The sequence below is a fragment of the Streptomyces sp. CC224B genome (assembly GCF_030010595.1).
In the GTDB taxonomy this organism is placed as follows: domain Bacteria; phylum Actinomycetota; class Actinomycetes; order Streptomycetales; family Streptomycetaceae; genus Streptomyces; species Streptomyces longispororuber.
Genome location: NZ_JASCXL010000050.1, coordinates 19,499 through 30,473, shown reverse-complemented (window position 1 = coordinate 30,473; position 10,975 = coordinate 19,499). Strand labels below are relative to the sequence as shown.

The window sequence follows — 10,975 nt, the reverse complement described above, 5'->3', positions numbered from 1 at the left end:
CGGTGTCCCGGTCGTCGTCGCCATGCCCGGCCCCCTGCCGTGTCTGAGTGGTCTCGGCCGCTCACCTGCTGGTGAAACCCGCGTCGACGGTGAGCACGGTGCCCGTCACCCGGGGGGACTCGTCCCCGGTCAGCCACAGCGCGGCGGCGGCGACGTCGGCGGGCTCGACGAGGGCGTTCATCGGCTGGTCCCGCAGGAAGAGCTGCTCGTGCTCGTCGTCCGGCAGCCTCAGCGCGTGCCCGATCTCCCGGAGCATCCGCCCCTCGACCAGCGGATCGTCGCGTACGGATCCGGGGCACAGCGCGTTGACCCGTACCCGGTGGGGCGCGTAGTCGAGGGCCGCCGCCTTGGTCAGGCCGACGAGGCCGTGCTTGGCGGTGACGTATCCGCCGAAGTCGCGGTAGCCGACGAGGCCCGCGGTCGAGGAGACGTTGACGATGCTGCCGGTGCCCCGTTCCACCATGGCCGGGGCGACGGCTTTGATCATGCGCCAGGCGCCGGAGAGGTTGACGTCGAGCATGAGCGCCCAGTCGGACTCGGTGATCTCATGGACCGGGACGCCGGCCGGTGCCGCGATGCCCGCGTTGTTGACCAGCCCGTCGAGCGAGCCGAACCGGTCGACGGCCTCGGCGACCGCCGCCTGGACGGCCCGCGGATCACGCACGTCGACCGCGGCGGTGAGGACCGCGCCGCCCTCCCGCTCGCACAGGGTCGCGGTGTGGCCGAGCTGCTCGGGGCCGCCGAGGGGGTAGCCGACGCCCGGCAGGTCCGCGGCGATGTCGAGGAGCGCCAGGTCGGCGCCCTCGCGGGCGAACCGGACGGCGCACGCGCGGCCGATACCGCGGGCGGCTCCCGTGATCACGACGACCTTGCCTTCGAGTGACCTGCCCATGCCCGCGCCCGGGTCACTCGCGGCCGAGGGCCCGCAGCAGGGCGTCGGGCCCGTCGGTCAGGTACATGTGCCCGCCGGGGAGTTCGCGATAGCTGAACGGGCCCCTGGTGACCTCGCGCCACTGCCGCGCGTGCTCCCTGGTGACCAGCGCGTCCTCGGCGCCGCGCAGTGCGGTCACCGGCACGTCGAGCGGTTCGTTCGACGAGGGCTTGTAGTTCTCGTGCATGGCCACGTCGGCGCGGAGCGGGGGCAGCAGCAGGTCCCGCAGGTCCGGGTCGTCGAACGCCGCGTGCCGGTATCCGGCGAAGTCCTGGACGCGGGCGAGGAACTGGTCGTCGTCCAGGCCCGTCGCCCGGTCGTCGCGTCCGGTCCAGGGCCCGGGAGAGCCGCTGACGTAGAGGTGGGCGAGGCCGGCGCCGCCGAGTCCGCCGAGTTCGCGGGCGATCTCGTACGAGAGCACGGCGCCGAGGCTGTGCCCGAAGAGGCCGAACCGGGGTACGTCGGCGACGAGTTCGGCCACCTGCGGGGCGAGCGCGGCGGCGGCCTCGACGACGTCGGTGAACGGCTCCTCGCAGAAGAGCTCCTCGCGGCCCGGCAGTTGCACGGGCAGCACCGTGACGCCGTGGTCGTGCCTCTTGCTCCAGGCGCGGTAGAAGCCCGCGCCGCTCCCGGCGAAGGGGAGGCAGACCAGCGGGAAGGACACTGCAGTCATGGTTTCCTCGCTAAGGCGTACCCGTGGACGGGGGTGGCGCCGCGGCCGGTCGTGCCGCGACGGTCTCGCGGTCCTCCGTGCCGAGCCGGCCCATCAGCGCCGCGACATCACGATGGGCGGTGGACGCTTCGCACGCGAAGGAGGCCCGGACGCGCTCGCGCACGTGCGGGGGCTGCTCCTGGCTGAGCTTGAACATGCCGTCCGCGAGGGAGACGGCGATCCGGAAGGCTCCTACGCCGGGCAGAATCCGCCGGAAGTATTCGACGGATTCCGTCATGGACCAGTCGGCCCCGAATGCACGCTCGTATTCCCGAACCGTCTCCTGCACCGTCGCCAGCGTCTCGGCGGCGGTATCGACCTTACGCAGGACGCCCGCGACATGGACAGCCGTGAAGTTCCACGTGGGTGCCGCCGGCCGGGTCTCGTACACCGACGGCGACACATAGGCGTGCGGTCCGCTGAACGTCACGGCCACGGGTGTGGCCGCCCCCAGGGCAAGCCAATGGGGATTCCCACTGTTCATGTGTCCCCACAAGGTGGCGCCGGAGAGCGTGGTCACCGGCTCGGTCACCCGGGGGTCAATGATGATCGGCACATGGGTCACCCACGGGGCCTCGCCTTCGGCTCCATTGCTCACCAATTGGGCGAGCGGGTTCCCACGTACAAGATCTATTTTCCAGGACTCCTCGGGCTCGCGGTAGACACGAGGAACGAACACGGGACGCTCCTTCCGCTCTCGCTGCCGAGTCGGTCTCCCGCGGCCGGGTCGATCGGGCTTCCGGTGAGGTGAGACCGGGCGATGTCCTGCTGCCGGGACATCGGGGACCGCTCCGTCGAATGGACCCGAATCGGGTGCGGAGATCGCGGTCATTGCCTGCCGGTCTCCCGGGTCACCCGTATCTCTTCCACCGGGCATGAGCGTGGTTACCGTACAGACGAATGCCTGCCATTTCCAGGATCATTCGCGGACAGGTGCGGGGACGCCGGTCAGGGCAGCCAGCCGGTCTCGGTTGCGATGCGGACGGCGTCCACCCTGTTGCGCGCATTCAGTTTCGCCACCACTGCCGTCAGGTAATTGCGAATGGTGCCGACCGACAACTGCAGGGCGGTGGCGATCTCTATGGGTTCGGCCCCCTGCGCGACATACCGCAGGACTTCGGCCTCCCGTTCCGACAGCGGATTCTCCCCGACGTCCCAGATGAGCGCGGCCAGTTGGGGGTCGACGAGGCGGTGGCCTGACGCCACCTCGCGCACGGCCTCCGCGAGCCGTTCGGCCGGGGCCGTCTTGAGCAGCAGGCCGGCCACGTGGGCCGTGCGCGCCCGCAGCAGCACGCCCGGTCGCGCGAGGCCGGAGAGGATCACCGTCCGGCAGGTCGGCAGGGCCTCGTGCATCGTCTCCGCCAGGGTCAGGCCGTCGAGCCGGGCCATGTCGAGGTCGATGATCGCGACATCGGGATGGCATTCCAGGGCGGCCGGAATGACGAGTTCACCGCGGCCGACGCTGGCCACCACTTGAAGGTCACGTTCCGTCTCCAGTAAATTCACCAGCGCCCCACGGACCATGTGCTGTTCGTCGGCGACCAGTACTTTCAGCACCCGCATGGTTCACCTCTTGCCTCAACAGGACATACCGGGAACGGCCACCGCAGTCAGGAAATCCTGCCGGAGCGGAATGGGCCGTGGGTGTCTGGCAGGCCCTCGCAGGCCCACTGTTGAACGCTGTGCCGCTTGATCGATGCGTCCGTCAACCGGACCAGGCTGGTCGGCGTGTCCGGTGGGAGGCGGTGCGGCGCGGGAAAGAGGCGTTGTCGCGAAACGCGTGGGTGGTTCTTTCGAGAGAGAGGATCGCGACCGGGCTCGGTGTCGTCATCAGATTTTCCCCGTTTGATCCAAAAGGCGTCCGAAAGCCGTGGCCTTCGGACGGGTCTCCGCACGGACCGATCGCTGGGGGACGGAAATCCGAGGGGTCGGCGCGCAGGGGATCCTCACTGCGGCTCCACCGCGGCTCAAGCCGGCGCGAGCGGCGGACTGGCCGATCACCATGTGCGCGCCTCCCCTCTTCTCAGAATCTCCGTGCCGGGGCGATATCAGCGAACGTGATCCGAACGAGCGGGATGCCATGCCCGGAGTGAGCGGCGGGTGCCGGTCACGCGAGCGCGACACCGGACCGGGAACGAGCATGGAGCCCCTCGGCGATCGAGGTCTCACTACCCGTACCTCGATGTACCGTGAAAGGGCTCCAGGTGACTTTCCATCATGCCATGGCCGATGTCTTCGGGGAAGCGCGATGCCCCCGGGAATTCTGGTGCGGCATGCGGCTCATTGCCGTCCGGTGACGCCGTATCGGCGGCTCCGCAATTTCGTTCACGACTCATGTTTCTCCGGCCGCGTCCCGCCCGGTCTGTTTCCGGCCACGGCCCGCACGGACCGGACGCCCGCGCGGACCGGACGAACGGCGGTCGGGGCGGGCGGTGTCCCGGCCGCCCCGACCGTGGTGGGCGGTCGCCCCACCCCGGCCCTAGCCGGGGCGCTGCAGGGCCTTCTCGCGGTACTCCGCGACGCGGGCCCCCGACTGGCGCCGTGCCATCCGGCCCAGGACGAGCGGAGCGAGGATCAGCCCCAGGGCCGCCCACGCGCTGAGGACGCCGAGCGTCTCCAGGTGCCGCCAGGAGTCGCTGATCTCGACCACGACCATGTCCTCGGGCAGCAGCGCGGACCGCATGCCCAGGCCCAGCCAGTACACCGGGAAGACCTGGGCGACCCACTGGAGCCAGTCCGGCAGCGCGGTGATCGGGTAGAAGATCCCGGAGATGCCGATCAGGCCCATGACCGGGACCGACATGGCGCCCGCCGCCCGCGGGTTGGACACCAGGGCGCCGAGCACGGCCCCGATGGACTGCGTGGCCACGAGCCCCAGGGCCAGCACCCAGGCCAGGGTGAGCCAGGCGCTCACCGCGTCGAGCCTCAGCCCGTCGACGATGAACGTGCCGGGGATCAGCAGGATCGCGAGGTACACCACGATCGACCCGGACGTGGTCACGAGTTTGCCCAGGAAGTAGGCGCGGATGCCGTGCGGCAGCGCCTTGGCGCGCAGCAGGGTCCCGTCCTCGCGCTCCACGGTGAGGTACTGGATCATGAGGAGCATGCCCAGGGCGATGAACATGCCCAGCACACCGGGCATCACGAGGGTGCCCAGCTTGAACCCGCTGTCCTGGAACTCCCTGTTGCGCAGGAAGAAGACGGCCGTGAGGGTCAGCACGGGCCACAGCAGCTGGTTGATCAGCTCGGAGCGGGCGAATGCCTGGCGCAGCTCGATCAGGCCGCGGGAGAGCCCGGAGCGCATGGGTGTGGTGGCGGGATTCATGGCGTCGGCACCTTCACCTCGTCGGCGCGGGCCTCGGATCGGCCGGACTCGGCCCGGCGCACCAGGAACAGATAGGTGTCCTCCAGGGAGGACCGGTGGACTTCGAGGTTGGCGACGGCCTCGCCGTGCCGCTCGAACAGCTCGCGGACGAACCGCGTGGAGTCGCTCACCGACCGCACGTACCGCTGGCCCTCGATGGACCAGCGCACCTCGTCCTCGCCGACGAACTGCTCGGCGAGTTCGTCGGCCGTGCCGTCGGCGACGATCCGGCCCTCGCTGAGGATGACGATGCGGTCGGCGAGCTTCTCCGCCTCGGCCAGATCGTGCGTGGTCAGCATGATCGTGGTCTCCTGCGTCGCGACGACGTCCAGGATGAGGTCGTGGAAGGTGCGCCGCGCCTCCGGGTCGAAGCCCGCGGTGGGTTCGTCGAGGAACAGGATCTCGGGGCGGCCGACCAGGCCGATCGCCACGTCGAGGCGCCGGCGCTGTCCTCCGGAGAGCATCCTGACCTGTTTGTCGGCGTGCTCCCTCAGGCCGACGTGGTCGATCAGCTCCATGACGTCCCAGGGGCGTGGGGTGTCCGGGGTGGAGTAGGCGGCGTAGTAGGAGCCCATGTGGGCGAGGAGTTCGCGCACCCGCCACTTCGCGTGGTCACGCCAGGACTGCAGGACGATGCCCACGCGGGCCCACCAGGCCTCGCCGCCGTGCTCCGGGTCGATCCCCAGGACGTCGACCTGCCCGGCCGACCGCTTCCGGAAGCCTTCCAGGATCTCGATGGTGGTGGTCTTGCCGGCCCCGTTGGGGCCCAGCATGACCAGCACTTCGCCCTTGTGCGCCTGGAAGTTCACGCCTTTGAGGACGTCGTTGGCGCCGTAGCGCATGCGCAGCCCGTCCACCTTCAGAACGACTTCGTCGCTCGGTTTCATCGACTTGCCTCTCGTGTCGTGGTGTAAGTCGTCCATCGGGGCCGTCCTTGAGGAAGGTGTGTCGTAGCGGTGCCCGGCGCCGTGGCCGGTCGACCGGAACATGGGTGGGGTGTACGGGGTGTACGGGGCGACCGCGGCGGCCGGTCTCCGTCCGGGCGGAGAGGGCGCGCGGTCGTGAGCCGTCGGCGGGGCGTGACGACGGCCTCGAGGGGAGCGAGGAACGCGGGCTCCAGGGGGTGCCACCGCGGGTCGACCGGCGGGCGCGGCGCCCCCTCGCGTGGCACGCGGCGCGGCCGGGCGGCACGGGGAAGGCCGCCGGGAGCGCGGTGGCGGCGTCCAGGGCGACACCCGGCACCGGAGCTGACGCGCGGTCAATTCAGCCTGCGGGCCCGGCCGTTCGATGCCAAAGCCGCCGAAGGGCAGGAACACCGGCCGCCGGGCGCGTACGTCTCGGCCTGGCCGCCCCTGCCCGCCCGTCTAGGCCTGGTCGTCGCGCAGCGACTGCTCGACGCGCCGCCTCAGGGCGCCGCGGTCGACTCCGGCGACGGACAGGGCGCGCGGGACTGTGCCGTGCTCCAGCCGCAGGATGCCGAGGAGCAGGTGCCCGGGCCGCAGGTCCTTCTTGTTCTGGACGGCCGTCACGCCGCGCTCCAGGGCCAGTTTGGCGGACTGCCCCACCTTCGAGGGCGGTGCGGTGGACACCTGCGGCACGGGCAGGTCGCGCTCGGCGATCGACACGCCCGCCACCTCCAGGCTCGCCCGGAACTCCCGCCGCAACGCCTCCCGGATCGTCCCGGGGTCGAGCCCGGCCGAGCCGAGCGCCCGCCCCGCCGCGGTGTCGCGCTCGGCGGCGATCGACAGGAGCAGGTGCTCCGCTTCGATGGTCGCGGAGCCCGCCCGCTGGGCCTCGCGCGCACCGGCTTCCATGAGGGCTCCGGCGTAGTCGTCGAAGAGCTGCCGCTTCACTTCATCCTCCTCTTCAACTCGACCCCGGCAGCGATCAGACGCCGGGCATGCTTCTTGTGGACCGCCTGGCGTGTCACGCCGAGCGCCTCGGCGACCTCCAGCCAGCTCCAGCCCGTCCGCATGGCTTTCTCCACCGCGGAGTCCTCCATCTGATCGGCCAGTCGCCGCAGCGCCACCACCGCCGCCAACTGCTCGGCGGGGTCCTGCGACACGGCCCTCTCGCTTACGTTCGCCACGTAAGCAACCTAGGTTGACTACCGGGGCTTGTCAAGTCAGGTTGCTTAGCGGGGGGCGGGCCCGCGACCGCCCCGCCGCGCCCCCGCCGCGGGCCCGGCGGGGGCGGTTGCGACCGGACGATCACCATCCGTACGCCGGGACCGATTCACGCTTTTCCCGTGAGAATTTCACGACCAACGCATGAATTTCACAATGGCGTATATGCGTTTGACTCGTGCATACTGTGCCCAGCCACATTCCCCCTACGCACGTTCATATGCGCGCACCACAAAACGGAGGGACGATTACTCACTTATCCGGGTTCCACCTGGAACTCTCATCACCTTGACCAGTGGAGAGAAACATGGACCTGGCACTGACCGACCCGAGGGCCGGAAACCGGTCCGGCGGCACGCGTGGCTCGCATACGACGCGGCCCACGGCGGCGGGGAACAGGGACAGAATGTTCGTCACGGCAGGACTCGGCAACGATGTCGGCATCCAGACGCGCCGGGCCGAGCTTCGCATACCCGCGGGCCTGACCTTCGATTCCTGGCGGCACATCGGATGCAATCTGACCATGATCTCCAACTCTTCCGGTTGGTGGCTCGGCGATTGGCTGGTGTACGGGGAGAACAGGTTCCCCGAGCGATATCGCGTCGTTCTCGACGAGACGACGCTCGACTACAAGACCCTGCGGAATTACGCCTGGGTGGCCCGGAGGTTCCCGCCCTCCCGGCGGCGCGAAACGCTGAGCCTCCAGCACCACGCCGAGGTGGCCGCCCTGCCGAAAGCGGACCAGGACCGCTGGCTGAAACAGGCGGAAAGAGAGAAATGGTCGACCCGGCGACTTCGCAAGGAACTGCGCCAGACCCAGGGGGCGGCGGACGAAGCGCCGACGGACACCTCCATAAAGTTCGTCCTGAGCCTGGACGCCGGCCGAAAGGACCTGTGGACGCACGCCGCGGCCGCGGTCGGCATGCCGCTCCAGGACTGGATGGCCAAAGTGCTCGACGAAGCGGCCGTCGCCGTGGAATGACGGCATACGCCCCGCGGCCCGGTGCCGACCCCGCGGCCCGGTGCCCTCCCCGACCCCGCGGCCCGGTGCCGCCCCCGACCCCGTGGGTCGCGGAGCGGCACCGGGCCTCTCCGCGTGGCTCACGCCCCGCTCGCCCGTGACTCCCGTGCCGCTCAGCCGGCGCGGACGCGGACCGGCAGCGACGAGACGCCCATGGTGTCGGGCGCCTGCATGAAGGTGGGGGGCTTGTCAGGGTCGGTACGCAGTTCCGCGTAGCGGTCCAGCAGCATGTTCAACGTGACCCGGCCCTCCATCCGCGCCAGCGAGGCGCCCAGACAGAAGTGGATGCCCCGGCCGAAGCCGAGCTGCGGGTTGGGCGTGCGGCCCGGGTCGAACGCCATCGGGTCGGCGAAGACCCGCTCGTCGCGGTTGGCCGCGCCGAACCACAGCAGGACCATCTTCCCGGCGGGCAGCCGCTGCCCGGCCAGCTCCACGTCGGTGGCGGTGGCCCGGTAGGTCGCCGCGACGGGGCTCAGGTACCGCAGCGACTCCTCGACCAGGCCCGGCACGAGCGTGCGGTCCGCCCGGACGCGCGCCAGCTGGTCGGGGAAGTGATCCAGGCACAGCACCGTGTTGCCGAGCAGCATCGTGGTCGACAGGTACCCGGCGATGAGCAGCATCTTGGCGAAGCCGACGATGTGCTCGTCGCTGAGCCGCCGCCCGTTCAGCTCGGCCGCGAGCAGACCGCCCAGCAGGTCGTCCCGGGGGCTGCGGCGGCACCGCGCGATGTGCTCCCGCAGATAGCCGAGCATCGCGCGCATGTACTCCATCGCGGCCCCGAAGGCACGCTCCTGTTCCTCGACGCTGTCGGCGAGCGACGTATCGCCCATCTCGCCGACCACTCCGGTCATCCACGCCTCGAACAGACGGCGGTCCCCGGCCGGGATGCCGAGCAGCTCGGTCACCACCGTCACCGGCAGGGGGTAGGCGATCGACGTCATCAGGTCGAACTCGTCCTCGTCGCGGACGGCGTCGAGGAGTTGGCGGGCGAGCCGGGTGATCTGGGGCTCCAGCTCGGCCACGACCTTCGGCGTGAAGGCGTGCCGCACCACGTCGCGCAGCCAGCGGTGGTCGGGCGGGTCCATCTGGAGCAGGTCGCCCTCGGTGAAGGAGTCACCGGCGTTGTCGGGCATGAGCCGCGCCGTCTCCGCCGACGAGAACGCCCCGGGCATGCCGAGGGCCTCGAGCACCTCCGCGTGGCCGTAGACGTTCCAGGCGTCCATGGCCTCGTCGTACCGCACGGGTTGCTCCGGCGGGCGGCCGTACAACCAGAACTGATCGGGGTGGATGCCCCACCGCTCGGCGAGGGAGGTCATCGGCCCGCACCCGCCGCCGGGCCGCCGGCCGGCGCTGCCATGGCCGCGCGCGGCGTGTGCTGGTCCTCGTCGCCGGCCAGGACGGGGAAGTCCCCGTCCGCCGTGTCGAAGGGGGTGGCGCTCATGGACGGACTCCCTTGTCTCCGCCGGCGCGCGCACCGGCCAGCCTGTTCGCGATCGACACGGTGATCTCGCCGCTGCGCGTGGCCAGGTTCGACAGCAGCGACGAGGACAGTCCGTGAGTGTGCTCCGTGCCGCCCTGCAGATAGATCCCGCAGTGCAGGTCGGGCGCCGTGACGAGCCGGAAGTCCCGGTCGACCCGGAGCCGTCCCTCGGCGTCGCGCAGACACCAGGGGGCGAGGTCGCCCAGGACCGCCGCGGGGTCCATGGGCGCGTACCCGGTGGCGCAGACCAGCACGTCGAGGTTCACGTCGCTGGACTCCTCGCGGGCCGTCGAGTGCAGCGTGACCCGGACGTCGTTCTGGACGGACTTCACGCCCACCACCCGCGTCAGGTTGAGGAAGCGCAGCCGCTCCGTGCCCGCCAGCTCGTCGTCGTAGGCCCGCCGGTAGAGGTCCTTGATGACCTCGCTGTCGACCACCGAGTAGTTGGTGTTCTTGTGGTAGTGCCAGAAGGCGTCGCGCGAGCGCCGCGTCCCGTGGAAGTAGTCGTCGATCGCGTCCGGGTCGAAGACCTGGTTGGCGAACGGCGTGCTGTCCGCGATCGAGTAGCCGTACGCCGGGACGATCGCGTAGATCTCCGCGTCCGGCAGGGTGTCGTGGAGGAACCGGACGATCTCGGCGGCGCTCTGCCCCGCCCCGGCGACGGCCACGCGCCGCAGCGGGCGGTGGTGGTGCCGGAACCGGTCGAGGAACTCCGAGCTGTGCCACACGGACGCGTCGGCCTCCACCCCGGCCGGCATCCTCGGAACGAGCCCGGTGGCGATGACGACGTTGCGCGCCTTCACCAGGCGGGTGGCGCCGCCGGGGGCCGTGTCGCGCACCGTGAGCAGGGCGTGGTCCAGCGGTGTGCGGGCCCCGGCCGGTGTGCGCAGGGCGGTGACCCGCGAGCCGTAGCGCACGCGCGGACGCAGCCTGGCCTCCGCCCACTCCAGGTAGTCGTGGAACTCCTTGCGGGTCGGATAGAAGTCCTGGTTGTTGACGAACCTCGCGAGGCGGCCCGACGCGTGCAGGTAGGCGACGAAGCTGTAGGGCGAGGTGGGGTTGCGGAGGTGGCCAGGTCCTTGAGGAACGAGACCTGCATCTTCGCCGACGGAAGCAGCATGCCGCGGTGCCAGCTCAGCGAGGCCCGCTGTTCGAAGAACGCGGAGGTGACCGGCTCGGGGTGCTCCTCCAGCGCGATGGCGAGCGAGAGGTTGGCGGGCCCGAAGCCGATGCCCACGACGTCGTAGGTGTCCGGTCCTTTCATGTCCACGGGGAAGTCCCTTCGTCTTCTTCCACCGGCATCGGTCGGCGGCCGCCGCCGTCGCCCACCGGCGCCCAGCG

Annotated in this window: 11 protein-coding genes and 1 pseudogene; 1 reads left to right on the top strand and 11 read right to left on the bottom strand. The window is 70.6% G+C overall.

Annotated elements, in window-relative coordinates:
- Window positions 1-61: 61 nt before the first annotated feature.
- The 8 genes from QK440_RS20670 to QK440_RS20635 form a co-directional block, all read right to left on the bottom strand.
- Window positions 62-892, bottom strand: a complete 831-nt coding sequence (locus QK440_RS20670; RefSeq protein ID WP_282794647.1) for an SDR family oxidoreductase — start codon at window positions 890-892, stop codon at window positions 62-64.
- Window positions 893-905: 13 nt separating this feature from the next.
- On the bottom strand, window positions 906-1,604 hold the full coding sequence (locus QK440_RS20665) for an alpha/beta fold hydrolase (RefSeq protein WP_282794646.1): 699 nt from the start codon (window positions 1,602-1,604) through the stop codon (window positions 906-908).
- Window positions 1,605-1,614: 10 nt separating this feature from the next.
- Window positions 1,615-2,322 carry an FMN-binding negative transcriptional regulator gene (locus QK440_RS20660; RefSeq protein WP_282794645.1) on the bottom strand — a complete coding sequence of 236 codons (708 nt, stop codon included), beginning with the start codon at window positions 2,320-2,322 and terminating at the stop codon, window positions 1,615-1,617.
- A gap of 269 nt (window positions 2,323-2,591) precedes the next feature.
- Window positions 2,592-3,206 carry a response regulator transcription factor gene (locus tag QK440_RS20655; RefSeq protein ID WP_282794644.1) on the bottom strand — a complete coding sequence of 205 codons (615 nt, stop codon included), beginning with the start codon at window positions 3,204-3,206 and terminating at the stop codon, window positions 2,592-2,594.
- A 916-nt stretch (window positions 3,207-4,122) separates the two neighbouring features.
- On the bottom strand, window positions 4,123-4,968 hold the full coding sequence (locus tag QK440_RS20650) for an ABC transporter permease (RefSeq protein WP_282794643.1): 846 nt from the start codon (window positions 4,966-4,968) through the stop codon (window positions 4,123-4,125).
- Window positions 4,965-5,930 (bottom strand): ABC transporter ATP-binding protein, encoded by a 966-nt coding sequence (locus QK440_RS20645; RefSeq protein WP_282794642.1) that lies wholly within the window; start codon window positions 5,928-5,930, stop codon window positions 4,965-4,967. The genes QK440_RS20650 and QK440_RS20645 overlap by 4 nt, the downstream gene beginning before the upstream one ends.
- A 441-nt stretch (window positions 5,931-6,371) precedes the next feature.
- Window positions 6,372-6,860: a Clp protease N-terminal domain-containing protein gene (locus tag QK440_RS20640; protein WP_282794641.1), complete on the bottom strand. Its 489-nt coding sequence runs from the start codon at window positions 6,858-6,860 to the stop codon at window positions 6,372-6,374.
- A complete protein-coding gene (locus QK440_RS20635; protein ID WP_282794640.1) occupies window positions 6,857-7,096 on the bottom strand; it encodes a hypothetical protein in 240 nt (79 codons plus the stop codon). The genes QK440_RS20640 and QK440_RS20635 overlap by 4 nt, the downstream gene beginning before the upstream one ends.
- A gap of 344 nt (window positions 7,097-7,440) precedes the next feature.
- On the opposite strand from QK440_RS20635, the gene QK440_RS20630 reads away from it, so the two are divergent.
- A complete protein-coding gene (locus QK440_RS20630) occupies window positions 7,441-8,115 on the top strand; it encodes an LmbU family transcriptional regulator (protein WP_282794639.1) in 675 nt (224 codons plus the stop codon).
- A 152-nt stretch (window positions 8,116-8,267) separates the two neighbouring features.
- Here the strand turns inward: QK440_RS20630 and QK440_RS20625 are convergent, their stop codons facing one another.
- The 3 genes and pseudogenes from QK440_RS20625 to QK440_RS20615 form a co-directional block, all read right to left on the bottom strand.
- The gene (locus QK440_RS20625) at window positions 8,268-9,470 is read right to left on the bottom strand and encodes a cytochrome P450 (RefSeq protein ID WP_282794638.1); all 1,203 of its coding nucleotides are present in this window, start codon (window positions 9,468-9,470) and stop codon (window positions 8,268-8,270) included.
- The gene (locus QK440_RS20620) at window positions 9,467-9,595 is read right to left on the bottom strand and encodes a hypothetical protein (protein WP_282794637.1); all 129 of its coding nucleotides are present in this window, start codon (window positions 9,593-9,595) and stop codon (window positions 9,467-9,469) included. Before QK440_RS20620 ends, QK440_RS20625 begins: the two co-directional genes overlap by 4 nt.
- A pseudogene (locus QK440_RS20615) lies at window positions 9,592-10,898 on the bottom strand (SidA/IucD/PvdA family monooxygenase). The gene QK440_RS20620 and the pseudogene QK440_RS20615 overlap by 4 nt, the downstream one beginning before the upstream one ends.
- Window positions 10,899-10,975 lie beyond the last annotated feature (77 nt).